The 22,237-nt window shown below is 69.1% G+C and carries 22 protein-coding genes and 4 pseudogenes; 12 read left to right on the top strand and 14 right to left on the bottom strand.

Annotated elements, in window-relative coordinates; genetic code table 11:
• Positions 1 to 174: 174 nt before the first annotated feature.
• Positions 175 to 438 (top strand): hypothetical protein, encoded by a 264-nt coding sequence (locus ACTWOL_RS35305; protein ID WP_474300977.1) that lies wholly within the window; start codon positions 175 to 177, stop codon positions 436 to 438.
• 117 nt (positions 439 to 555) lie between these two features.
• Here ACTWOL_RS35305 and ACTWOL_RS35300 read toward each other — a convergent pair whose 3' ends face one another.
• On the bottom strand, positions 556 to 1,764 hold the full coding sequence (locus ACTWOL_RS35300) for an IS701 family transposase (RefSeq protein ID WP_474300976.1): 1,209 nt from the start codon (positions 1,762 to 1,764) through the stop codon (positions 556 to 558).
• 63 nt (positions 1,765 to 1,827) lie between these two features.
• Here ACTWOL_RS35300 and ACTWOL_RS35295 point away from each other — a divergent pair, with 63 nt between their 5' ends.
• A complete protein-coding gene (locus tag ACTWOL_RS35295) occupies positions 1,828 to 2,763 on the top strand; it encodes an IS701 family transposase (protein ID WP_474300975.1) in 936 nt (311 codons plus the stop codon).
• A gap of 454 nt (positions 2,764 to 3,217) precedes the next feature.
• Here the strand turns inward: ACTWOL_RS35295 and ACTWOL_RS35290 are convergent, their stop codons facing one another.
• Positions 3,218 to 3,880: a response regulator gene (locus ACTWOL_RS35290; protein WP_150497990.1), complete on the bottom strand. Its 663-nt coding sequence runs from the start codon at positions 3,878 to 3,880 to the stop codon at positions 3,218 to 3,220.
• Positions 3,855 to 5,027, bottom strand: a complete 1,173-nt coding sequence (locus tag ACTWOL_RS35285; RefSeq protein ID WP_474300973.1) for a sensor histidine kinase — start codon at positions 5,025 to 5,027, stop codon at positions 3,855 to 3,857. Before ACTWOL_RS35285 ends, ACTWOL_RS35290 begins: the two co-directional genes overlap by 26 nt.
• A gap of 175 nt (positions 5,028 to 5,202) precedes the next feature.
• On the opposite strand from ACTWOL_RS35285, the gene ACTWOL_RS35280 reads away from it, so the two are divergent.
• Positions 5,203 to 7,473 carry an MMPL family transporter gene (locus ACTWOL_RS35280; RefSeq protein WP_474300972.1) on the top strand — a complete coding sequence of 757 codons (2,271 nt, stop codon included), beginning with the start codon at positions 5,203 to 5,205 and terminating at the stop codon, positions 7,471 to 7,473.
• A gap of 67 nt (positions 7,474 to 7,540) precedes the next feature.
• Here the strand turns inward: ACTWOL_RS35280 and ACTWOL_RS35275 are convergent.
• Positions 7,541 to 8,517: pseudogene (locus ACTWOL_RS35275) on the bottom strand (IS5 family transposase).
• 201 nt (positions 8,518 to 8,718) lie between these two features.
• Between ACTWOL_RS35275 and ACTWOL_RS35270 the strand changes: the two are divergent.
• Positions 8,719 to 9,130, top strand: a pseudogene (locus ACTWOL_RS35270) (helix-turn-helix domain-containing protein); the annotation flags it as partial.
• A gap of 124 nt (positions 9,131 to 9,254) precedes the next feature.
• Here ACTWOL_RS35270 and ACTWOL_RS35265 read toward each other — a convergent pair.
• Positions 9,255 to 10,223, bottom strand: coding sequence for a LysR family transcriptional regulator (locus tag ACTWOL_RS35265; protein ID WP_474300971.1), 969 nt, complete (start codon positions 10,221 to 10,223; stop codon positions 9,255 to 9,257).
• A gap of 95 nt (positions 10,224 to 10,318) precedes the next feature.
• Here ACTWOL_RS35265 and ACTWOL_RS35260 point away from each other — a divergent pair, with 95 nt between their 5' ends.
• The 5 genes and pseudogenes from ACTWOL_RS35260 to ACTWOL_RS35240 form a co-directional block, all read left to right on the top strand.
• Positions 10,319 to 11,476, top strand: coding sequence for a nuclear transport factor 2 family protein (locus ACTWOL_RS35260; RefSeq protein WP_474300970.1), 1,158 nt, complete (start codon positions 10,319 to 10,321; stop codon positions 11,474 to 11,476).
• A 230-nt stretch (positions 11,477 to 11,706) separates the two neighbouring features.
• A complete protein-coding gene (locus tag ACTWOL_RS35255; RefSeq protein ID WP_474300969.1) occupies positions 11,707 to 11,931 on the top strand; it encodes a hypothetical protein in 225 nt (74 codons plus the stop codon).
• Positions 11,932 to 12,140: 209 nt separating this feature from the next.
• Positions 12,141 to 13,637, top strand: coding sequence for an IMP dehydrogenase (locus ACTWOL_RS35250; protein ID WP_474300968.1), 1,497 nt, complete (start codon positions 12,141 to 12,143; stop codon positions 13,635 to 13,637).
• 267 nt (positions 13,638 to 13,904) lie between these two features.
• Complete coding sequence (locus ACTWOL_RS35245) at positions 13,905 to 14,207, top strand: hypothetical protein (RefSeq protein WP_474300967.1); 303 nt, start codon at positions 13,905 to 13,907, stop codon at positions 14,205 to 14,207.
• A 278-nt stretch (positions 14,208 to 14,485) separates the two neighbouring features.
• Positions 14,486 to 15,127: pseudogene (locus ACTWOL_RS35240) on the top strand (phosphatase PAP2 family protein); the annotation flags it as partial.
• Positions 15,128 to 15,166: 39 nt separating this feature from the next.
• Here the strand turns inward: ACTWOL_RS35240 and ACTWOL_RS35235 are convergent.
• The 3 genes and pseudogenes from ACTWOL_RS35235 to ACTWOL_RS35225 form a co-directional block, all read right to left on the bottom strand.
• Complete coding sequence (locus tag ACTWOL_RS35235) at positions 15,167 to 15,844, bottom strand: response regulator (protein ID WP_474300966.1); 678 nt, start codon at positions 15,842 to 15,844, stop codon at positions 15,167 to 15,169.
• A gap of 7 nt (positions 15,845 to 15,851) precedes the next feature.
• Positions 15,852 to 16,610, bottom strand: a complete 759-nt coding sequence (locus tag ACTWOL_RS35230; protein WP_474301339.1) for an ATP-binding protein — start codon at positions 16,608 to 16,610, stop codon at positions 15,852 to 15,854.
• A 139-nt stretch (positions 16,611 to 16,749) separates the two neighbouring features.
• Positions 16,750 to 16,860, bottom strand: a pseudogene (locus tag ACTWOL_RS35225) (hypothetical protein); the annotation flags it as partial.
• Positions 16,861 to 17,469: 609 nt separating this feature from the next.
• On the opposite strand from ACTWOL_RS35225, the gene ACTWOL_RS35220 reads away from it, so the two are divergent.
• Together ACTWOL_RS35220 and ACTWOL_RS35215 are read left to right on the top strand one after the other, a co-directional pair.
• Positions 17,470 to 17,697 carry an AAA family ATPase gene (locus ACTWOL_RS35220; RefSeq protein WP_474300965.1) on the top strand — a complete coding sequence of 76 codons (228 nt, stop codon included), beginning with the start codon at positions 17,470 to 17,472 and terminating at the stop codon, positions 17,695 to 17,697.
• Positions 17,698 to 18,194: 497 nt separating this feature from the next.
• Positions 18,195 to 18,491: a hypothetical protein gene (locus ACTWOL_RS35215; RefSeq protein ID WP_474300964.1), complete on the top strand. Its 297-nt coding sequence runs from the start codon at positions 18,195 to 18,197 to the stop codon at positions 18,489 to 18,491.
• A gap of 142 nt (positions 18,492 to 18,633) precedes the next feature.
• Here the strand turns inward: ACTWOL_RS35215 and ACTWOL_RS35210 are convergent, their stop codons facing one another.
• The gene (locus ACTWOL_RS35210) at positions 18,634 to 18,831 is read right to left on the bottom strand and encodes a hypothetical protein (RefSeq protein ID WP_474300963.1); all 198 of its coding nucleotides are present in this window, start codon (positions 18,829 to 18,831) and stop codon (positions 18,634 to 18,636) included.
• Between the two features lie 54 nt (positions 18,832 to 18,885).
• Positions 18,886 to 19,278 carry a hypothetical protein gene (locus ACTWOL_RS35205; protein WP_474300962.1) on the bottom strand — a complete coding sequence of 131 codons (393 nt, stop codon included), beginning with the start codon at positions 19,276 to 19,278 and terminating at the stop codon, positions 18,886 to 18,888.
• Positions 19,279 to 19,856: 578 nt separating this feature from the next.
• On the opposite strand from ACTWOL_RS35205, the gene ACTWOL_RS35200 reads away from it, so the two are divergent.
• Complete coding sequence (locus ACTWOL_RS35200; RefSeq protein ID WP_474300961.1) at positions 19,857 to 20,024, top strand: hypothetical protein; 168 nt, start codon at positions 19,857 to 19,859, stop codon at positions 20,022 to 20,024.
• 125 nt (positions 20,025 to 20,149) lie between these two features.
• Here ACTWOL_RS35200 and ACTWOL_RS35195 read toward each other — a convergent pair whose 3' ends face one another.
• Genes ACTWOL_RS35195 through ACTWOL_RS35180 form a run of 4 tightly spaced genes read right to left on the bottom strand, consistent with a single transcriptional unit; the run spans position 20,150 to position 22,219 of the window.
• Positions 20,150 to 20,623, bottom strand: a complete 474-nt coding sequence (locus ACTWOL_RS35195) for an N-acetyltransferase family protein (protein WP_474301324.1) — start codon at positions 20,621 to 20,623, stop codon at positions 20,150 to 20,152.
• Between the two features lie 29 nt (positions 20,624 to 20,652).
• The gene (locus tag ACTWOL_RS35190) at positions 20,653 to 21,072 is read right to left on the bottom strand and encodes an arsenate reductase ArsC (protein WP_474300960.1); all 420 of its coding nucleotides are present in this window, start codon (positions 21,070 to 21,072) and stop codon (positions 20,653 to 20,655) included.
• Positions 21,069 to 21,845 (bottom strand): aquaporin, encoded by a 777-nt coding sequence (locus tag ACTWOL_RS35185; RefSeq protein WP_474300959.1) that lies wholly within the window; start codon positions 21,843 to 21,845, stop codon positions 21,069 to 21,071. Before ACTWOL_RS35185 ends, ACTWOL_RS35190 begins: the two co-directional genes overlap by 4 nt.
• Positions 21,842 to 22,219 carry an ArsR/SmtB family transcription factor gene (locus ACTWOL_RS35180; protein WP_474300958.1) on the bottom strand — a complete coding sequence of 126 codons (378 nt, stop codon included), beginning with the start codon at positions 22,217 to 22,219 and terminating at the stop codon, positions 21,842 to 21,844. Before ACTWOL_RS35180 ends, ACTWOL_RS35185 begins: the two co-directional genes overlap by 4 nt.
• Positions 22,220 to 22,237 lie beyond the last annotated feature (18 nt).

Below are 22,237 nucleotides of genomic sequence, written 5' to 3'. Positions count from 1 at the left end.
ACAAAGCCGGGAACGTCCAGTCAGGAGAGCGCGGAACTTCGGGATGCACGTCGGCGGATCAAGCTGCTGGAGCAGGAGAACGAGGTTCTGTGCCGGGCCGCGGCCTACTTGTCGCAGGCACATCTGCCGGGAAAAGGATCTACCCGCTCGTGAAGGAGCTGGCCGGGGGACGGGGTGCCCGTCACGCTGACGTGCCGGGTCCTGAGGCTCGCCGGACAGCCCTACTATCGCTGGCTCGACAAGCCGGTGGCCGACGCCGTGCTCGCGGAGGCGTATCGCGCCAACGTGTTGTTCGACGCCCACCGTGACGACCCGGAGTTCGGCTACCGCTGCCTGGCCGACGAAGCGCGCGGCACCGGGGCCGCCATGAGAAATTGGCTGCTCGGTGCGCTTCATCGTCGGCGATCCAAAGCTGAGCCACGTCTCGAGGAACTCTAGTAGGGCTTTGTTAGGTGGTGTCGTAGGGCTGCCATGGGGTGGGTTGCTGGCAGGTGGGGCAGGTGCCGGTCCAGGTGGCCAGGAGGTGTTGAAGCAGGTCCAGGGCCTGGTAGAGGGTCAGGCCCTGGCAGGGGCTTTTGGGCAGGTCCGCTGTTCGGTCAGGAATAAGTGGGCTGCGGTGACGAGGGTGACGTGGCGGTGCCAGCCGGTGAACGAGCGGCCCTCGAAGTGGTCAAGCCCGAGGGCGGTCTTTAGCTCGCGGTAGTCGTGCTCGATCCGCCACCGGGACTTGGCGAGCCGGACCAGATCGCGGGCGGGAATGTTGGCGGGAAGGTTCGCAATCCAGTACTTCACCGGCTCTGCCTGGCCCTCGGGCCACTGAGCGATCAGCCAGACCACAGGGATCGTCCCGTCCGCAGCCGGTTTGGGCCGCCGGCCGGCGAGGCGGACCCGCAAGAGCACGAAGTGCGAGCTCATCGCGGCTTTCGAGCCTTTGCGCCAGGTCACGCTCCGGCCCTGGCCACGTCCCGCGGCCCCGACGTGCTCCCGCAGGGAGACCGGGCGGGTGCGGTAGCGCGGCAGAGGTCTGGGCCCGAGCCCGCCATAGGCGGGCTGATGCGGTTCGGCAGCTTCCGGGTAGGCGGTCATCTCGCCCTTCACTTGAAGAACGTAGGCAAGCCCACGGTCTTCCAGGCCATGGCGGAAGTCCGCGTTCGCACCGTATCCGGTGTCCGCGACCAGCACGGCGGGCCGCAGGCCGATGCCGCCGAGTTCATCGAGCATCTCCAGCGCGAGCTTCCACTTCGCGCGGTGGTGCTCGGTATCGGGGATGCGGCAGCGCTCACGCCGGCCGGCCGCAGCGGGCCCGTCCCACGCGGTGGGCAGGAACAGCCGCCACGACAGAGGGCACGAGGCGGTATCGGAGGCAGCATGCACGCTGACGCCGATCTGGCAGTTGCCGACCTTGCCCAGGGTGCCCGAATACTGCCGGGCCACCCCGGGCGAGGAGACGCCGTCCTTGGGAAAGCCGGTGTCGTCCACCACCCACACCTGCGGCCGCACCACGGCCACGGCCCGCCATGCCAGCCCGGCCCGGACCTCGTCCACCGGCCAGGTCGAGGACGTCATGAACTGCTGCAGCTGCTGGTGGTCAATCCCCAGACGCTCTGCCATCGGCTGCATCGACTTCCGCCGCCCGTCCAGCAACAGCCCCCGCAGATACAGCCCGCCCTTGGCCCGCTGATCCCGCCGCACCAGCGGCGCGAACACCTCAGAGGCGAACTCCTCCAACCGGCCCCGACACGCAGCAAGTTCCCCAGCCCTCATACCACCAGCGAACTACCAGCCACCCAACGTGACAAGACCAGCTAACAAAGCACTACCAGCGGCGTGCTGATCATCGACGACACCGGGTTCATCAAGAAGGGCACCACCTCAGCCGGGGTCCAGCGCCGGTACTCCGGAACTGCCGGCCGGACCGAGAACTGCCAGATCGGCGTCTTCGCCGCCTACGCCTCCGCCCTCGGCCGGGCCCTGGTCGACCGTGAGCTCTACCTCCCGAAGTCCTGGACCGAGGACCGGGAACGCTGCCGCACCGCAAAGGTCCCCGACGAGCGGGAGTTCGCCACCAAAGGCGAACTCGCCCGTCACATGGTGCTGCGGGCCCTCGCCTCGCCACTGCCCATTACCTGGATCACCGCGGATTCCGCCTACGGTCAGGACAACCGATTCCGCCGGCTGCTGGAGCAGTCGGGTGTCGGCTACGTACCGGCCGTCCCCAAGTCCCACTTCAGCGTGGGCTGTTCACCGATCGAGGACCTGTTCACGCAGGCCCCGCACGAAGCGTGGGAGAAGATCTCCTGCGGCGACGGCGCGAACGGGCCCCGCGTCTACCACTGGGCAGCGGTGCGGCTGCCGGCCGTCGCCGAGTCCGACTATCAGGGCGAGGTCCCCCACCGGATGCGGTGGGCACTGACCCGGCGCAACATCAGCAAGCCCGACGAGATGGCCTACTACCTCGCCTACGCGCCCCTTCAGGTCACTGTCCAGGAGCTGGTGCGGGTCGCCGGGGCGCGCTGGGCGATCGAAGAGTGCTTCCAGGCCGCGAAGAACGAATGCGGCCTGGACCAGTACGAGGTCCGCCGCTACACGGGCTGGTATCGGCACATCACTCTGGCCATGCTCGCTCACGCTTTCCTGGCCGCCACGGCACACCAGCCCTGGGAAAAGGGGGCGGAACCGGTGAGACACCCGAGGCAATCGGGCTCACAGTGGCGGAGGTTCGGCGACTCCTGGCAGCTTGTCGTGCCCGGCCCCCGCACCTGAGCGGACACCGCGGACGACACCACGCGCTGAGCTGGTCTCACTGGCGCCGCCGACGCCAAACAGTCGCCCGCCGCTGTCACTACCTGCGGCGTTGTCACACGATCGAGGAGCGGTCTCCGTGAGACCGCCCCCACGCGATCGAAGTCCCACTACACTCCCGCCACCCGGCGAAAGACCAAGTCAGACAGCGAAATCCTGCTGGAGTACTAGGGCGCGTATCAAGTCGTGATCATCGGGTGGTCCTGGTGAGGTCTTTGATCCAGATCATCGAGGCGTGCAGGTGGGGACTGGCGAGGTAGCTGTCGGGAGTCTTGTCGTATCGGGTGTCTCACCGTCCCAGTTCCGGCCTCCTGGTACGTCACGCTCTGGGGCGGGTGAGGAACGTGGAGCCGACGTGAGCCGACCGGTGCACTGATGTCCGGGCGGGGACTCATGGGACATGGCGGCACCAGGCTCAGGTTCCGGGGAGGATACGGCGCGTTTCGTAAGCCCACATCGCGATCTCGACCCGGTTGCGGGCGCCGAGTTTGGCCATCAGGCTGGCCAGATGCGTCTTCACCGTGCTGAGGCTGATGTGCAGTGCATCGGCGATCTCGGTGTTGGTCAGCCCGCGAGCGACGGCGAGGAGCACCTGCTCCTCGCGGGCGGTGACGGGGGAGACCGGCTGGGCCACGGGCCGGCCGGCGGGCAGGTCCGCGAATGCCTGGAGCAGACGGACGGTGACGCTGGGCGCGATGAGCGCCTCACCGTCGGACGCCGACCGTACGGCCTGCGCCAGAAGGTCCGGTCCCGTGTCCTTGAGGAGGAATCCGCGGGCGCCGGCACGCAGTGAGCCGTAGACGTACTCGTCGAGGTCGAACGTGGTGATGACGACCACGGCCAGCGGGTCGGCGACGCCCGGGCCGGCGACCAGCCGGGTGGCCTCGAGCCCGTCGAGTACGGGCATGCGGATGTCGAACAGGCAGACGTCGGGGCGTAGTTCGCGGGCCAGACGTACCGCTTCCCGCCCGTCGGCGGCCTCGCCGACCACCTCGATGCCGGGCTGGGCGTTCAGCATGATCCGCAACCCGGTGCGGATGATCGTCTGATCGTCAGCGACGAGGACGCGAATGGACACCGCTCTCGCTCCTCGCTCTCGGCAGTTCGGCTTCGACATGCCAGCCCCGGTCAGTACCCGGTCCGGCTCGTAGTGTGCCGCCGAGCAGGGTCGCGCGCTCGCGCAGTCCGGTAAGTCCGTATCCGTCGCGACCCCGGCCGGTGCGCCGGCCGTTGTCGCGCACGCTCACCCGTACCGTGTGCCGTTCCGCGGCGACCCGAACGACGAGCTCGGTCGCGTCGACCGCATGGCGCAGCGCGTTGGTCACCGACTCCTGCACGATCCGGTAGACGGCCGCGTCCACGGCCGGGGGCAGCGCGTCCAGTTCGCCGTCGAGCCCCAGGTCGACCCTGAGGCGACCACCCGGGGTGCGCACCAGACGCTCCAGATCCGCGACTCCGGCAGGGGGCGCCAGCTCGGCGCCGACCCCGCGGTCGCGCAGCGCGGCGACCATGGCGCGCATTTCCTCCAGCGTGCGCGCCCCTTCCTCCTCGACCCCCTCCAGCGCCTCGACGGCGGCGGACGGGTCGGTGCCCGCGAGCACCCGGCCCGCCTGGGCGATGATCACCATGGCCGACACGTGGTGGGCCACCGTGTCGTGCAGTTCCCGGGCGAGCTGCTCGCGCTCGCGGGAGCGCACCTGCTCCAACTGCCGCTCGCGAGCGGTCACCCGGAACCGCACGGCAGCCCCGACCACGCCGGGCAGCAGCAGGAAGACGAAGCCCACGACCTTATCGACGACCGGGGTCTCGTACGTGACGACACACAGCGCGCCGGCCGCGACAATCACCGCGCCGCCCAGCACGATCTCGCGTCCCGATCCCCACCGGGGCAGCGCGTACACCAGCACGAGCACGACCGCGCCGGTGTCCAGGCCGACGGGCTCGTGCGGTGCGGCGACGAGCGAGGCCACCTGAAGCAGGATCACCGAGCCGAACGCCAGCGTCACCATCGCCAGCGGGCGGGTCCGGCGCCACAGGGGCAGCAGGCACAGCCATACGGCGAACACCACCGCCACCGGCCGCCACACGACGTCCTCGCGCAGGGTGGCCTCCAGCGCCACACCGGCAAGGCCCGCGGCGAGCAGCGCCCAGTCCCGCCGCACCCGGGCGGGCGCGTCGGGCGGCCGGGGTTCGGTCCACAGGGTTCGCAGGTCGTCTCGGAGCACGGTTCTCAGCCTAGGGACCGCGGCGTGCCGCGCATCGGCCGAAAGGACGGGTCGTCACTCCGCCCCGGGGCCGACGGATCCGCGGCCCGCGGGCCGATGCCGCGGAGCGCCGTGGCGACGAGCCTCGGCATCGGCGGCCGTACAAGGACGGCCGACGAGGTGGTTGGAGGACCCGATGCTCTCGAAAGCCCTGTTGCGCCTGGGCGCAAGCGCCGCCCGCCATCCCTGGCGGGTGATCGCGGCATGGCTGATCGCCGCCACGCTCGCCGTCCTCGCCGCCGTCGCCTTCGGCGGGGGTACCGCGGACTCGATGACCGCTCCGGGACTGGACTCCCGACGGGCCGCAGAACTGATCGAGCGGGCAGGCACCGGCGAGGAGGGGATGACCGCCCAAGTGGTCGTCACCCCCCTCGACGACGGTGCGACGTTCTTCGACGACGACGGCGCGCGCACCGCTCTCACGCGGCTGCGGGCCGAGGTGAAGCGGCTGCCGCACGTGCTCGGCACGAGCGACCCGGCGGGGGCGCTCGACACGGGCGGGGACACCGCCGTGCGCGGCGGCCTCGTCTCGGCCGACGGGCGGATCGCGGTCGTCCGGGTGCAGTACCCCGACCAGAGCCGGCTGTCGGCCGAAGACCTCGACGCCCTCGTCGATCTCGGCGACCGGCTGCGCGCCGAGCTGCCGCTGCGCATCGAGATGGGCGGGAACCTCTTCTACGCCTTCTCCGACCCCGACGGCGGCGCAAGCGAGCTGATCGGCCTCCTCGCCGCGGCCGCGATCCTGTTCCTGGCGTTCGGTTCGCTCATCGCCGCCGCGCTGCCGATCGGCATGGCGGTCTTCGGGCTGACCGTTGGGGTCGCCACGATGACGGTACTGGCGGGGGTGACAGAGGTCCCCACCTTCGCACCGGTCCTGGGCAGCATGGTCGGGCTCGGAGTAGGCATCGACTACGCGCTGTTCGTGCTCGCCAGGCACCGGGAGTACCTCGCGTGCGGGCTCGATCCGCAGGCGGCGGCCGGACGAGCGGTGGCAACGGCGGGGCGGCCGGTGGTCTTCGCCGGCGGCACCGTCGTCGTGTCGATCCTCGGCCTGGCGGTCGCGAACGTGCCGTTCATGACGGTGGGCGGGGTTGCCGTCTCGATCGTCGTCCTGACGATGGTGCTCGCGTCGGTGACGCTGCTGCCGGCCTTCCTCGGCGCGGCGGGCCCGCGCCTGGCCCGGGCCGGCCGGATCGGCCGGGCTCTGCAGACCAGGAAGCTGGGCCGACTCGCACGGCGGCGGGACCCGGCGGCAGGCGCCGCCCACGCCGCCGGGTGGCGTCGCTGGATCGGGCACGTCAGCCGGCACCCGGTGCCGTACGCGGTCGGCGCGGCGGGGCTGCTGCTGACCGCGACGCTGCCCGTGCTCGGCCTGCGCGTCGGCCTGCCCGACGACGGCTCACTGTCCCACAGCCGTACCGAGCGCCGGGCCTACGACCTCGTCGCCGAGGGGTTCGGCCCGGGCACCAACGGTCCCCTCGTCATCGCCGCGGACCCCACCGGTGATCCGGGAGTGCTGGACCGACTCGTCGCAACGGTCGCGGCGGATCCGGGCATCGCATCCGTCGCGCCGACGCACATCGATCGGGCCACCGGCATCGCGACCCTCGTGGTGTTCCCGACCACCAGCCCTCAGGACAAGGCCACGGCCGACACCATCGCCCGGCTGCGCACCGACGTGCTGCCCACGGCGATCGGGCACGGCCCGGCCAGGGCCCACGTCGGCGGCGCCGCCGCGAGCCTGTCCGATGTGGGCCAACGCACCAGCCAACGCCTGCCGGTGTTCGTCGCCGCTGTGCTGGCGATGTCGTTCCTGCTGCTGATGCTGGTCTTCCGCTCGATACTCGTACCGCTCAAGGCGGTACTGCTGAATCTGCTGAGCATCGGCGCGGCCTACGGCATCATGGTCGCGGTCTTCCAGTGGGGCTGGGGAGGCGCACTCATCGGGCTGGAAGCGACGGTTCCGATCGTGTCGTTCATCCCGATGTTCCTCTTCGCCATCCTGTTCGGCCTGTCGATGGACTACGAGGTGTTCCTCCTCTCCCGCGTACGCGAGGAGTACCTGCGCACCGGCGACAACGGCACGGCGATCGTTGAGGGCGTCTCGCGCACCGCCCGGATCATCACCTCGGCCGCCCTCATCATGGTGGCGGTCTTCCTGTCCTTCGCCGTCGCCGAGGACCCCTCCACCAAAATGTTCGGGCTCGGCCTGGCCACCGCGATCTTCATCGACGCCACGGTCGTACGCATGGTGCTGGTACCGGCGACCATGACACTCCTCGGCCGGACCAACTGGTGGCTGCCGAAGTGGCTAGACTGGATGCTTCCCCGCGGCCCGGTCGGCACCGACGACACCGACGCGGAATCCACGGGTGAAGCCCCGCGTCCACGGCTGGTTGACCGTTGACTCAACTCCTGCCCACCCTTGGCGTCCGGCACCTCAGCGCGTCACCTAGGGGCATATCGAGTCGTGATCATCGGGTGGTCCTCGTGAGATCCTTGATCCAGATCATCGAGGCGCGCAGGTGGATACCGGCGAGGTAGCTGTCGGGAGTCTCGTCGTATCGGGTGGCGATGCCTCGCCATGCTTTGAGCTTGTTGATCAGGCGTTCGACGGTATTCCGCTCCTTGTAGAGATCGGCGTCGTGGCTGACGGGTCGGCCACCTCTGGAGCCCTTCTTCTCCGGGATGACCGCCTTGATACGGCGTTTGCGCAGGTGGGCGCGGTTTCCGCGGGACGAGTACGCCTTGTCCCCGGCGACCGCGTCCGGCCGGATGCGGGGTCGGCCGACGGGCCCGCGTACCCGTACCTTCTTCAGGGCGGGGATGAACTGCGGGCTGTCCGCTGCCTGGCCTGTGGTCAGGATGAACGCCAGCGGGCGGCACTTGCGGTCGGCGGCGAGGTGGACCTTGCTGGTCTGCCCGCCTCTGGAACGTCCGAGGAGGGCGGCCTTCAGCCGGAGTTTCCGCCGACGCCGGATGCGTCGTCGTTCTTCCAGCGCGGGATCACTTTCGGTCTCTTGCCCGTTTTGCTCTTCGAGGCCGCTCCCTTTGACCTGGCCCTCTCCTCCTCGGCCGCGGCTTTCTCCAGGGCGGTGACGACGTCCTCGTCGAGGTGCATCCCGGCTGCGTCGTGGGGGGCTCGGGCGGTGGTGGAGTCGATGCTGACCAGGGATAGGTCCACCTCACCCCGCTTCGCGGCTTCCGTGATCAGGCCCTCTAGCAGGGCCTCGAAGGCGCCAGCGTCACGCCACTGCCGGAAGCGGTTGTGGACGGTCGACCAGGCGCCGAACTCCGTCGGCATCTCCCGCCACTGCCCGCCCGTCTTGAACCGCCAGATCACGCCCTCGAACTGCTGCCGCAGTCGCTCGAGGTACGGGCCGTACTCGCCGATCGGCAGGTACGGCTCGATGAACTCCCAATCCGGATCGGTCAGTTGCACTCGCGTCACGTAAGACCGTCTATCGGACCGGACCGTGCCACGAAGGCACATCCCGCAAATTGATCACGACTCGATACGCGCCCTAGTTGTTCTGTCTCGGGAGGTTGTGGACGGGTGAGGTAGGTCTCGGTTGAGGGATCTTGAAATGGGTGAGGGCCTTCTGGCCTGGTGTGGATTGCGACATCTGCACCGGCGACCAGAAAGGCCCTCGTGCCCCACCGTAATGCACCCCTGACCGAGACCGGCCGGCTGCGACTGGCCCTCTGCGTCATCGAGGACGGCTGGACCCTGCGCCGGGCCGCCGAACGCTTCCAGGTCTCGCCCACCACCGCCCAACGATGGGCCAACCGCTACCGGGCCCTGGGCGAGGCCGGAATGGTGGACCGCTCCTGTCGCCCGCACCCAAACACCCACCCGCACCGAACGGCGGGTCATCAAGGTCCGCCTCCTGCGCCGGTGGGGACCCGCCCGCATCGCCCACCTCCTGGGCCTGGTCCCCTCCGCCGTCCACCGCATCCTGACCCGCTTCGGTCTGGCCCGGCTCACGTACCTGGACCGTGCCACCGGCCGTGTCATACGCCGCTACGAACGCGACCGCCCGGGTGAACTTGTCCACGTCGACGCCACTCCCGGGAACAATGAACCTCCCCAACCCGACAGCGCCACAGGCGCGACGCCAGGCATCGTAGGCAAAGCCAGACGTCACAGACACTCAATCGCCAAGCTGTGTCCGGCAGTTGGGGAAGTCAGTCCTTGATGCCGTCGTGAAGCGCCGGCCCAGCAGGGTGGGCGTCCGTCTCGGTCGGCGGGTGCGTGGCGTGGGTCGACCGGATTGAGGCGAAGGCTGTGGCGAGCTGGTCGAACAGAGGCGCTGCGCAGGGGTGAGGGCTGCGATGTGGCGTGATCGTGTAGATGGCGCGGGTCGGAGGATCGACGAGGCCCACGGTGATGATGTCGGTTCGCAGTGCGCGCGTCAGCACCCGGGGTATCAGCGCGATGGCGTGGCCGGTCGCGACCAAGGCCAGCTTGCCGGGCAGATCGGCCGCGGTCAGGTCGATACGGGCGCTGACCCCGGCGCGGGCGGCGTGCTGGTGCAGGAGTGCCGCCGAGCCGTCGTTGTCCTCGACCCAGGTCTGGTCGGCCAGTGTCCGCATGCCCACCGGGCCGCGCCCGGCCTGTGGATGGTCGACGGGCAGTGCGACGACCATGTCGTCCAGCCCGAGGAACCGGCGTTCGACCTGCGGGTCATGGGGCAGCCCTGGCGGTGCGTCGGTGACGACGGCAACGTCGAGTTCGCCGGTGGTCACACGGTGGTGCAGTTGTGCGCTCAAGCCGGGGAGCAGGCTCCACCGGATGGATCCGGTCTCCTCTTGCAGGGCCCGGATGGCCTCGGGGACGATCCCTGTGGCAAGAGAAGGTGTCGCGCCGACCGTCAGCGGCCGGTTGAACGCCCCGTCGCCGGCCTCCCGTGCGGCACGTACGGCGCGGTCGGCCTCGCTGAGCGTGGCCAGAGCGTGGTGCCGGAACACCTCGCCGGCAGGCGTCGGGCGCACACCGCGCGCGTGCCGCTCGATCAGGGGCACGCCGAGCTGCCGCTCCAGCCCGGCGATCTGCCGGGAGACCGCCGACTGCGTGTGATGGAGCTCGGCGGCCGCCGCCGATAGCGACCCGAGCCGGCACACGGTCACGAAGGTTCGCCACACCGTCAGTTCCATGGCGCCAGTATGCCCGGCCGGTATGCGAGCTCCGCAGAGCTGGCCTGCATGATCTGCGCTTGTCGCAGCCCTTGCGGTGCACCACTCTGGCGCGCATGACCACACCGCACACGATTGCCGTCCTCGGCCTGGGGCGTATGGGCGAGGCGATCGCGACACGACTGGCCACCCAGGGCTGGGACGTCGTCGGCTGGACACGCTCCGGGCGCGCATCAGGCGCCGTCAGGACGACCGGTGATCCGAACGACGCCGTGGCGAAGGCCGACCTCGCGCTCCTGGCGTTGTTCGACGGCCCCGCCTGCCAGCAGGTCCTCGACGACGTCCGTGATTCCCTGCGTGCGGGGGCGATGGTGCTGAACACCACCACTATCGCCCCCGCCGAAGCCTCGGAGCTGGCCCGGCAACTCGGCCCGGCCTACATCCACGCGCCCGTGCTCGGCTCCGTACCGGCTGCCGCTGCCGGAGCCCTGCAGATCCTTGCCGCCGCCGACCAAGACGCGCTTGATCGAGTCCGACCGGTACTGGAAGCGCTGGGCACCGTGCGGTGTGTCGAGGACGCCGCCACCGCCGCCGCCCTCAAACTGATCGCCAACAGCAGCCTCGCCGGCGCCGTACTCGCGCTGCGCGACTCACTACGGCAAGCCGACGCCCTCGACCTGCCCCGTGCCCAGGTGCTGGATACCCTCGAACTCGGCCAGCTCGGCGGGCTCGTGGCACGCAAACGACCCTTCCTCGCCGACCAGGCGGACGCTGTCCCGGCCGAATTCACCATTGGCGTGCTGGCCAAGGACATGGCTTTGCTGGCGGCCGCGTCCAACACCCCCTTGCGCAGCGCAGTCGGCCTGGCCGACACCCCAGCCGACTCCGAAGCCGACATCGCCCTCGCCGCCACAGCCCCCGCCGCAGCAGACGCCGTACTCGAACCACTCCGCGCCTACGTCCGCGGACACTCCACCGGCGACCCCACCCACTTCCGCGCCGCGTTCCTGCCCACCGCCCACATCGAGGGCGTCCGCGACGGCGCATTCGTCTCCTGGCCCTTGGACGAGTACTGCGCCCTCTTCCAAGGCCAGCCGGCCCCGGACGAACCGACCCGCTCCCGCCGCATCGACGCCCTCGACGTCCACGGCACCGTCGCGACCGCGACCATGACGCTCTCGCACGGTCCGGACACGTTCACCGACGTCTTCCTGCTGGTCCACGTCGACGACAGCTGGCGCATCGCCAACAAGGCTTATCACCGGCACCCTTGAGAGGACGGGGAACGATCACCGCGCACACGGGGAACGATCTCCAGAGAGCTCCGAAGGCACTGGTCAACCCCACTCGTGAACACCCCTCGGTGTCCTCGGGGCGGGCGGCGGCGACGATCGCCTCCACTGGCTGCCATCATGCTCCGGATGGCCCGCGACATAGCAGCTCTCGCGAGCCCACCCAGGGCCCGCGGTGGCTTTTCCCGGGCAAGCCGATCTCGACGCACGGCATGACCCAGAAACTCAACCGGCACGGCATCCTGGTTCGCACCGCGCGCAACGGGGCGCTGTCCGCCCTCGCTGCTGATCTTCCTAGCCCGATCCTCGCCGACGTGACCGGGATGCACCGCCACACCGCGCTCCGCTGGGTCGCCTACGCCCGACGCGACTGGGCCGAGTACCTCGCGGCCCGGGCCAAGGACCTGAGGGAACCGCCGGGTGGCGATTGCCGATGAGGGGCACGATTTCGTGCTGCGGCTGGCCAATCGATAAGGTGCCAGGTCACGACCGCACCCGTTCGATCCACGGGCCGGTCAGGGCTCTGCCGCAGTTTGTGGCACCTCCACGGCTGCCTTGCCGACCCCTGCCTGCCCGGGCCCTGGGACACGGGGGCGATCTTCACGGCGGGGCAGTCGGGCCCCGGCCGATGGGTCAGGAGGAACGAGTGGCACAGATCATCGCCGAGGTCTCACGGACGTTCAACGAGTTTCTGCTCTTGCCCAACCGGACCCGGACCGACTGCTCGCCCGCGACGGTCGAGCTGCGCACGCCCCTGGTGCGGCACATCGTGGGCGAGCCGTCGGCGATCGAGCTGCACTCCCCGTTCACCTCCGCGATCATGCAGGCCGTCAGCACACCGGAACTCGCGATCGCGCTCGCTCGCAACGGCGGTCTGAGCTTCCTGCACCACAACCAGTCGATCCAGGACCAGGTCGCAGCGGTCTGCCAAGTGAAGAACTTCAAGGCCGGATTCGTCACCAGCGATACGAACGTCCGGCCTGACGACAGCCTGGGTCTCCTGGTCGACATCATGCGCCGCACAGGTCACAGCACCGCCGCGGTCACCCACGACGGGACCGCCACCGGCCGCCTGCTCGGCCTGGTGACCTCCCGCGACTTCCACCCGCAACGCCACGACCTGGCCGGACCGGTCAGCGGGCGGATGACCGCCATCGCCGACTTGCCCCATGCAGGGCCTGACACCACGCTTTCCGAGGCCAACGCCCGGCTGTGGGACGAACGGCTGGACTGCCTCCCAGTGCTGGACGGCGAGGGCAACCTGCAGTATCTGGTGTTCCGATCCGACTACACGGACAACAAGCGATTCCCGAACCAGGTCGTGGACGCCGCCAAGCGCCTGCGCGTGGGCGCGGGCGTCAACACCCATGACTACCAGGAGCGCATCCCGGCCCTGGTGGAGGCTGGCGCGGACGCGCTGTGCTTCGACTCGTCCGACGGCTACAGCGACTGGCAAGCACAGGCCCTGACCTGGGTGAAGAAGCACTATCCCGAGATCCCGGTCGGCGGCGGCAACGTGGTCGACGGCGAGGCGTTCACCTTCCTCGCCGAGGCGGGGGCGGACTTCGTCAAGGTCGGTGTGGGCGGCGGTTCCATCTGTATCACTCGCGACCAGAAGGGCATCGGCCGCGGCCAGGCCAGCGCTGTGCTGGACGTCGCGACGGCCCGGGATGCCTTCCGCGAGCGCACCGGCGAGTATGTGCCGATCTGCTCCGACGGCGGCCTGGTCCACGACTACCATGTGGCCCTGGCGCTGGCGATGGGGGCCGACTTCGTCATGATGGGGCGTTACTTCGCGCGCTTCGACCAGGCGGCCGGCGCGAAACTGCCCACCCGCGACGGCTTCATCAAGGAGTACTGGGGTGAGGGCTCGAACCGTGCCCGTAACTGGCAGCGCTACGGTCAGGGCGGTCAAGGGCTGGTCTTCGAGGAAGGCGTGGACGGCTACGTCCCCTACGCAGGCGACCTCAACGAAGGGCTCGCCCTGACCGTCGCCAAGCTCAAGACCACGATGGTGTCCTGCGGTTCCGCCACCCTGCCAGAGTTCCAGTCCACGGCCCGACTGACCCTCGTTTCAGACCAGAGCTTCCAGGAGAGCCACGCCAACGTCACCCTGCGAGACACCCCGACGACGGTCTCCTGACCAGCCGCCGAGGCCCATCGAGGACTACTGGCCGGAGGCCCCTCCCGCCAGTAGTCCAGGGCCTGCGCTCCGGCTGCTGCCCCGACCCCGAACCCGCCCCGAACGGCATCCCGGGCCGTCACCTGATCCGCAGCCACCACTACAAGAACGTCGCCGACGATGACGGCAATCACGTATCCGCCGGCGAAGTGCGCGGCGTCCCCTGGGTCGCGCTCACACCGGTGGTCCACGCCATCCGCGTGCTGGAGCGGATGGCGCCAGGCGGCCATGGACCGGCTCCTGGCTGGACAGGCCACCGCCTCCAACGGCAGCCCCACCGTGGTCTCCCTCGCCGTCGAGGCCGGCGTCCACCGCATGGCCCTGCTCAAACGACACGTCGACCTGAAAAACGGAAACAGCACCAAGCTGAAGAGGACCATCGCCAACCAGAAGGCCGAGATCGAAGAGCTTCGCCAGCAGGTGACCAGGCTCGCCCTCGCGAGGGCCGTGCTCACTCAAGAGAACGATGGGCAAGCAGAACGGGCACTTGCCTCGGACAACGCCATCCCGCTTCCGGGATCCATAACCTGACAGGGCTGAAGCCGCAGGGTCTGCTCCCGCCTCACCAGCAGGCCCTGGGTCATCCACACGATTGGCTGTAGTGGGGGAGGCTGGGACGGCGAGGATTTCCGGGGGTTGAGAGGGCGTGACGCGCCTTCAGCACACGTGGACTTCGCGGCCTCGATCAGGATGGCCGTCCGGTGCTGTGGGCGAGGGTTTCCGTTTCCGTCAACCCCGACGATCGGCAGGGGTCGCTGTTGCCGTTCGGCTCGGGTTCCTGGCTGTCTCCGCTTCTACGTTCAGCCCACATGGAACAAGAACCACGAGAGAAGATCAGAGCTGGTCGGCTGCTTGGTGCTTTGGGCGTCCTGGGTGTGGGGTCGGGAACGGTCGTCTGGCTTTCCCCGGGTGGGCTGGGTGAAGCCGGTGCCGTTCAGGTCACTGGAGGAGCATCGGCGTCCGCGTACCGGTCGGTTACTCGGACGGTGGCAGATGCGCCGTCATGGCTGGGCCCGATCCTGGAATTGGCCACCGATGGCACTCTGGTGCTTCTCGGAATGTTGCTGGCCTGGACGTGGTGGACAGCAGTCCGCCGCAAAGACCTACGAGAGGCCGCCGGATCGGTGTTGACCGGTTTCGGCACCGTCGCGGCCTACGCGGTGAGCGAAGCAGTGAAGCGGGTGGTGGACGAGGAGCGACCTTGCCGCGCGCTGCGCACGGGGGCCGACCTCATCGCGGAATGCCCTGGCGCGGGAGACTGGTCCTTCCCGAGCAACCACGCCACCCTGGCCGCCGGGATGGCCGTCGGCATGGCCGTGCTTCGGCCGCGCCTTGCCGCAGCCACGCTGCCGCTGGCCGGGGCCGCCGCGCTGCTGCGTGCCTTGGTGGGGGTCCACTATCCGCACGATGTACTCGCTGGCGCGATCCTCGGTGCCACCGTGGTGGTGGCCGTACTGCTCACGGTCCTGCCGCTGGCTCAGCGGGCGGCATCACGTCTGGGGTGGCGCAGGAACGCTCCCGGCTTCGTGGGCAACGACCGCGGCAGCGGCGCGGTTGTCCACGCCCAGTCTCGCCAGGATGGAACTCACATGGGCTTTCACGGTCCCCTCCACCACATGCAAACGCCGGGCGATCTGCCCGTTGGACAGCCCACTGCCGAGGAAGGCCAGTACCTCCCGTTCCCGGGCGGTCAGGGAGTCGACTCGGGCGCGGGCGGCGGAGCGCCGGCCAGCGAGGGTGCCCGCGCCCGTCGCGGCGAGGTGCGCGACGACCCGGGACGCGACCTTCGGTGACAGATAGGCGGCGCCGTCGGCCACCGCCCGGACCCCGGTGATCAGTTCCTCGGGCTCGCCCGATTTGATCAGGAAACCGGTCGCGCCACCACCGAGTGCTCGCAGGATGTAGTCGTCCTCACCGAACGTCGTCAGCATGACGACGCCTGTGCTGGGCACGGTCCTGCGGATCTCCGACGCCACGTCGATGCCGTTCAGCCCCGACATACGGATATCGAGCACGGCTACCGTAGGGCGGTGACGCCGAACCAGTTCCACGGCCTCGTGTCCGTCACCGGCCTCGGCGACGATCTCCATGTCCGGATCCGAGGCAAGAACGGCGCGTACTCCCGCCCGGGTCATCGGCTCGTCATCGGCGATCAGCACCCGGATCATCGAGCACTCATGGGGTGAGCGCGTCCAGGGACATCAGGATGCCGTCCCGGAAGCAGAGCCGGTAAGCGTCGCCGGACCTGTCGTCGAACCGGTCGGCCGTCATCGCGTAGTACTCGCACGTTATGCCGTCTCCTGTCGGCTCGGCAGTTAGCGGTCGGTAGTTCGTCTGCCGGTCCGGCAGGAAACGCTCCACCTCAGAACGATCTTGCCCAACGCGCAGGCGGGAATAGTCACCAGGTTCCAAGACCGACCGGGACGCCGACAGCATCTCCCACCCCATGAGTGCTCCGCTCAGCACCGCTCCTGTCACCAGGGGCACCATGACCGCAGCGACCAGGGCCCGGCTGACGAGGCGCCGAGCACGGCGATGTTCCTGCGGCAACTGGCCGCCGGTCCGGGAGGCCGCGGGCGCGAGGAGCCGTGGCGGCTGTGACGCAGGTGCGTGCGGGATCCACGCGGCGACTGCAAAGCCCCCATCGCGCGGGCCATGGTCGACCGCACCGCCGGCCAAGCGCACACGTTCTTCGAGACCGATGAGGCCACGTCCCCCACTTCGGGGCCGGGGCTGCAGGTTGGCCGCGGATGATGGCGGGCCGTTCTCTACGACGACTCTTGATTCCGTTGCCGTATGCGTCACTTGGACGGTCGCCGTCGCGCCGGGCGCGTGCTTGGCAACGTTGGTCAGCGCTTCCTGCACGACGCGATGAACCGCCCGCTCCGCTACCGGTGGCAGGTCGTCTGCCGTGCCGTCGGTATACAACTTCACCGCGAAGGCCGGCCGCGGAGGCCTCTTCGATCAGGCCTGGGAGACTGGAGCCGTTAGGGTCCGTCGGCGCGCCACCGGTCTCTTCGCGCAGGACACCGATCACCTCGCCGAGACGCTCCGCTGCGCCTGCCGCCTTGGCCCTGATGTCACCTGCGGCCCTTCGATGGTGCTCTTCAAGGCCCGGCGCGAGCTTCAGGGCACCGGCCGATAAGGCGATCAGGCTGAGGTCATGGCCCAGTACGTCATGCATGTCCTGCGCGATACGCGCTCGCTCGCGCAGTCGGGCCTGCTCAGCGACCAGCTCCTGTTCGCGTTGCAGTTGTTCTGCACGCTCCCAACCGGCCCGGACAAGCTGCTGATACTGGCACCAGAACCGGCCCGCGAACCAGGGCAGCATCGTGGCGACGACCACCACTGCGACAAACCGGCTGGCCAACGGCAGCCAGGCAGGCACGACGGACAATGCCACGACGCCGGCCGCGAGAAGCCCAACCAGAGCGAGCAGAGTGGGCGCCATCCGTCCAGGCCACCGTCCGGCCAGGAACGCGGCGATGGCAGTCGGGACAGTCCACCACAGGTTCACCATGCTCAGGCCGGCGGCCGTCACCGCCGCCGCTGTCAGAAGGCTCCCTGGAGCAAGAGTCCGCAGGGAAACAGCCGTCCCGGTCGGAGTCCCACTATTGATCACCATGCTGTCCACGGAAGCGACGGTACGGACATCGGGAGTCGTCCGACACTGCCGAAAGTCCAATCTGCGCCAGTAACCAGCGACACCGCAGCTTGAGGGACAGGCTGGCCAGACACGGCCAAGTCCCGGACGCGAGCTGAGTCTTACTCGCGGACGGAGACTGAGAAGAACTTGACGGGGAACGCAACCAATGTCACCAAGGCGGCCAGGGAGCCGCTGGTCGCCGCGGCCAAGCGGCACGACATGCTGCCGATCGCGGTCATGGTCGCCGCCCCCGGCAGCGTCTGTATCGAGCGGCAGGGCCCGCGGCCGGCCAACCGCACGGTGCCCGAGGCCACGGTCATCGAGCAGCACCGAGAGATGGTCAACTCGAGCTTCGCTTCCGGGCTAGTGCTGTGACCGGATAGGTTCACCGGCTCGCGGTGTCCTGCACGGCGTCTCGCTGCGTTGTCGAATCACCCGAGTACATCCAGTACAAGGCCGATTCTCCGCCTTGCGATACACCGCACCGGACGCCGCGAGCTTCCCGGCAAACCTATCCGGCCACAGCACTAGCGCAGCCCTGCACAAGCATCAGCACTCGGTATGAGGACGTAGGCCGTCACGGAACTGCGGCCAGAGCCGATTTCAAGTTTCCGGCCGCAGGTCCGTGAAGGATCTTGGGGCGGCCTGACCTGACAACGGGGGCGAGCAAAAGACTCGGCCCTACTCCTCCACGCGACTACTGTGCTGCTGGTAGATCGTTCACCGACGAGGGGGCTGAGTCGTGCTGACCACTTCGCACCCGCCGTAGGCACCTCTGGAAAGCCCAGACGGTCCTACGGAGGCTCTCGATGTCCAGGACTGTTCGCACGACTCCCTGGCGACTCCGCGTCCGAGACGGTGCGTCGGAGTCCATGTCCCTGTACGACCTGCGCTACACACACGCTGAATTGGCCCAGGCCGCCCGCGAAGGCCGTCGCCCTGCCCCAACGAAGACGCTGCGCCGGATCACCTCCTGGCAGTCGATGGTGCTCTATTGCAGAAATGGCTCGTTCTCCGCCGAGATCGCCACGGCTGAAGGTCGGGCCCGGCTCCAGGGTCGACTCGAAGCCCAGCGGATCCGCGGACTGCACCACGCCGGCAACGACCTTGACGACGTAGATGTCCCTCCGGTCCGCCACCGTCACGGTGAGCTCTGGCATGCGTGGTAGACGCGAAGCGCCCAGGACTGACCGGCACGTGCGAGCGCAGGAGGTACCTTCGGCGGGTCGAACAAAGGGCTTGCGCTTCCTGTCCTCGTACGTGATCGCGATCGCCACCAGGCCGCTCAAGTAACTCCGGTCAGAGCCAGATTCAAGGTTCTGGCCGCATTTTGCCCGGTTGCACATGCTCCTCTTGATCGTTTTCGCTCTGTTCACGTATCCCTCGACGACGCCGGCTCCATTCCAGGGTGAGGCCGGGGGCGACGGCGACGAGGTCCTGGCGGAGGAAGCCGCCGAAGCCGGGTATGGGTGCGGGACGGTCCTGTTCGGCCTGGCGGATCCAGTTCATCAGCAGGTGCCCTCGGCGGTGTGTGACCAGGTCGGGGAAGGTGCGGGAGAGGTCTCAGGCGCGGGTGATGTCCAGTCGGGCGAGCGGGACTTGGAGGAGTCGTTCGTCGTCTTTCGTACTGAGGTCTTCCCGGCGGCGCATGATCCACGAGGTGATCTTCCGGGGACTGGGGATGTCGGCACGGACGGGTTCGGCGGTGCCATCGCGGAGAGCGGCGAAGTGTTTGCGGATAGCCTGGACGCTGCCGCGATAGCCCTGCGCGCGGATCTCGGCGAGGGCCTGGGGTGCGCTGATGTGGCCGCCGGTATCGGTGAAGCGGGTGATGGCGTATGCCTTGAACGGGGTACGGACGCCGGTGGGGCGGCGATCTCGGGCAGATGCCAGGAGGATGTCGAGGCCGGTGTCCCGCAAGCGGCACACGGTCGAGATCAGGAGAGACACCAGCATGCAGCGTCCCGCCATCTTCGCAACTGCTCGGATTGACCCGCATCGGAAGTGCGATCGGCGATATCTGGGTGCAAGTCCAGGACGGCCATGCGTAAGCGCTTGTAGGGCGAGGACCTGGTCTACGACGACGACTCCCCTGCCGACTCGGATTCCGCTCGCCCGACCATGACCACCAGCGCCCTCGGTCGGCGCGCGGTGGCCCCTCCCGAGGGGCTTGTCGCTCACGCAGCTCGAGGTGCACGGTTGGCGAAAGGGGCGACTCAGAGTCGAACTCGAAGATCTCGGCGGCGGCATCGGCGGGGAACTCTGGGTGGTGGTGCCAGATTTGGGCGAAGGCAACCAGAAGATTCCATAAGGCGGTTGCGTGCAGCTCGGTCTCCGCTGCCTGCTCAGGCGAGGAGGCTCGGTGGAAGCGCACCGCCGCGACCTGCTTTCTGCGGCGAAACGCAGGGCTGCGTCCGTGCGGCCGGCTTCGCCTTGGAGTGAGGTCGTGTCGGGGATCCGTGCCAACACGAAACGGACCAGCTGTGCGACTTGGTCCTCGGTGATCCGCTCCGCTCTCTCCACCTGCGGTTCGCATGCCGATTGGTCGGGCTTGGCGCCCTCTATCGCACCTCAGACCACTCCTCGATCTGGAGGGCGCGATCGTCCTCGACTACACCGCCGCCAGCGAGCGCTCGCACTACGCCGCCGCGTACCTCGGCTGCGCCTACCGTGCGGCCACCAGCACCGCCACACCTGGCTGACGGAGGGCCGCCGCTCTCGCCAACGAACATGCCGCCAACCGCCGCACGATGCGCCGCCCTGCTTGACCTGTGCACACAGATCCACCAGCCGTGCTGCAACGACTGCTTGTAGCCGACCGGGCAGCTCAGTCGACGACTGGGCTGCGGCGTTCGACCAGAACCACGTCGCGCCATTGGCCGTTGTGGCGACCGATGCGCTCGCGGGTACCGATGGCCCGGAATCCCGCCCGCTCGTGCAAGGCAAGGCTGGCGGTGTTCTCGGGGAAGATGCCGGACTGGATCGTCCAGATGCCCGCGGCTTCGGTGGAGGCGATCAGGGCGGTCAGCAGCGCCATGCCGATACCGCGGCCACGGGCGTTGGGGTGGACGTAGACGGAGTGCTCGACGACACCGGCGTACGCGCACCTGTCGGACACCGGCACCACCGCTGCCCAGCCCACCACCTGGCTGCCGTTGTACAGGGAGACGAGGCGGTGATCGGGCAGCTTGGCCGCGTTGAACGCTTCCCAGGTCGGGGCGGCGGTCTCGAAGGTGGCGTTCTGCTCGTCGATGCCCAGTTGGTAGATCTCCAGTACGGCCGCGGCATGCTCAAGCTGCATCGCCGTGACTCCCACGCCGGTGGCCGTGCTCACGATGTCACCTCGATGCCGAGCTCGGTGAGCAGACCGCGGATACGGCGCTCGATCTCGTCGCGGATCGGCCGGACGGCCTCGACGCCCTGTCCGGCGGGGTCGTTCAGCTTCCAGTCCAGGTACCGCTTGCCCGGGAAGTACGGGCAAGCGTCCCCGCAGCCCATGGTGATGACGACGTCGGAGGACTGCACGGCCTCCACCGTGAGGACCTTGGGGGTCTCGGCGGAGATGTCGATACCGACTTCGCGCATGGCCTCCACCACGGCCGGGTTCACGGCGTCGGCGGGGGCGGACCCGGCGGAGCGGACCTGGACCTTGTCCCCGCCGAGGTGGGTGAGGAAGGCGGCGCCCATCTGGGAGCGGCCGGCGTTGTGCACGCAGACGAACAGCACGGACGGGGTGGCGGGAGTGCTCATGAGGCCAGGGTGCTTTCTTCAGCAGATCGGGCGGGGGCGGCGGGCTGCTGCTCGCCGTGTGGGACAACGACCTCGTCGCGGGTCGCGCGGGCCGGGCGGCCGAAGCAGGCCGCGACCAAGGCCAGGCCGAGGACGGCGCCGGCCAGCTGGGCGGCGAGGAACGGGGGGACGGAGGAAGGGGCGATGCCGGCGAAGGTGTCGGTGAACGCACGGCCGATGGTCACCGCCGGGTTGGCGAAGGAGGTGGAGGAGGTGAACCAGTACGCCGCCCCGATGTAGGAGGCGACCGCGACCGGTGCCAGGTGCGCGCGGCCGACGCGGGCCAGGCCGAAGATGAGCCAGACCAGCCCGGCGGTGGCGACCACCTCTGCCAGCCACAGGTGACCGGCAGAGCGGTCATGAGTGGAGAAGTGGACCAGCGGTTGGGCGAACATCGCGTCCGCGAGTACCGCGCCGCCGATCGCCCCGGCAATCTGCGCCGGTACGTATGCGGCGACATCGCGCAGCGTCGGGCCGTCGCCGCTCCTGCAGCCGGTGACGTATGCGGCCAGGGTCACGACCGGGTTGAAGTGCGCCCCGGACACCGGGCCGAGGAAGGCGATCAGCACGCCCAGGCCGAAGACGGTGGCCAGGGAGTTGACCAGCAGCTGCACGCCGACATCGTGGGTCAGTTCGGTGGCCTGGATGCCGGAGCCGACCACCACCGCGACCAGCGCCGCCGTGCCCAGCGCTTCGACGGCCGCCCGCCGCACGAGCGGCGCCTCGGCGCTCACGCGGTGGCCTTCGCAGGCACGGCAGGGGTCTGGAGCAGCGCCGACAGCTTGGCCAGGGCCTCGGGCAGCACCCAGTAGTACACCCAGGTCCCGCGCCGCTCCGAGCCGACCAGCCCGGCTTCCCGCAGCACCTTCAAATGGTGGGAGATCGTCGGCTGGGAGACGTCGAACGGGCCGATGAGGTCGCATACGCACGCCTCGCCGCCCTCGTGCGAAGCGATCAGCGACAGCAGCCGCAGCCGGACCGGGTCCGACAGCGCCTTGAACATCCGCGACAGCTCCGCCGCGGCCTCCTCGCCCAGCGGCTCGCGGACCATCGGCGCGCAGCACGCCGTGTCCTGGCCGAGCACCGGCAGACCAGCTTGTTTCGACATTCCTCTATGTTGACATCC

The organism is Micromonospora sp. IBHARD003, from assembly GCF_056106285.1.
Note: the sequence above shows the minus strand (reverse complement) of the source record. Positions and strands in the feature narration are given on the sequence as shown.

Excerpts from the sequence above, each read along its gene's own strand:
- ACTWOL_RS35215 (WP_474300964.1), top strand. The coding sequence starts at position 18,195 with ATGTCCCTGTACGACCTGCGCTACACACACGCTGAATTGGCCCAGGCC.
- ACTWOL_RS35205 (WP_474300962.1), bottom strand. The coding sequence starts at position 19,278 with ATGCTGGTGTCTCTCCTGATCTCGACCGTGTGCCGCTTGCGGGACACC.
- ACTWOL_RS35200 (WP_474300961.1), top strand. The coding sequence starts at position 19,857 with ATGCCGATTGGTCGGGCTTGGCGCCCTCTATCGCACCTCAGACCACTC.
- ACTWOL_RS35280 (WP_474300972.1), top strand. The coding sequence starts at position 5,203 with ATGCTCTCGAAAGCCCTGTTGCGCCTGGGCGCAAGCGCCGCCCGCCAT.
- ACTWOL_RS35235 (WP_474300966.1), bottom strand. The coding sequence starts at position 15,844 with ATGATCCGGGTGCTGATCGCCGATGACGAGCCGATGACCCGGGCGGGA.
- ACTWOL_RS35210 (WP_474300963.1), bottom strand. The coding sequence starts at position 18,831 with ATGAACTGGATCCGCCAGGCCGAACAGGACCGTCCCGCACCCATACCC.
- ACTWOL_RS35300 (WP_474300976.1), bottom strand. The coding sequence starts at position 1,764 with ATGAGGGCTGGGGAACTTGCTGCGTGTCGGGGCCGGTTGGAGGAGTTC.
- ACTWOL_RS35245 (WP_474300967.1), top strand. The coding sequence starts at position 13,905 with ATGGACCGGCTCCTGGCTGGACAGGCCACCGCCTCCAACGGCAGCCCC.
- ACTWOL_RS35265 (WP_474300971.1), bottom strand. The coding sequence starts at position 10,223 with ATGGAACTGACGGTGTGGCGAACCTTCGTGACCGTGTGCCGGCTCGGG.
- ACTWOL_RS35195 (WP_474301324.1), bottom strand. The coding sequence starts at position 20,623 with ATGCAGCTTGAGCATGCCGCGGCCGTACTGGAGATCTACCAACTGGGC.
- ACTWOL_RS35180 (WP_474300958.1), bottom strand. The coding sequence starts at position 22,219 with ATGTCGAAACAAGCTGGTCTGCCGGTGCTCGGCCAGGACACGGCGTGC.
- ACTWOL_RS35255 (WP_474300969.1), top strand. The coding sequence starts at position 11,707 with ATGACCCAGAAACTCAACCGGCACGGCATCCTGGTTCGCACCGCGCGC.
- ACTWOL_RS35190 (WP_474300960.1), bottom strand. The coding sequence starts at position 21,072 with ATGAGCACTCCCGCCACCCCGTCCGTGCTGTTCGTCTGCGTGCACAAC.
- ACTWOL_RS35260 (WP_474300970.1), top strand. The coding sequence starts at position 10,319 with ATGACCACACCGCACACGATTGCCGTCCTCGGCCTGGGGCGTATGGGC.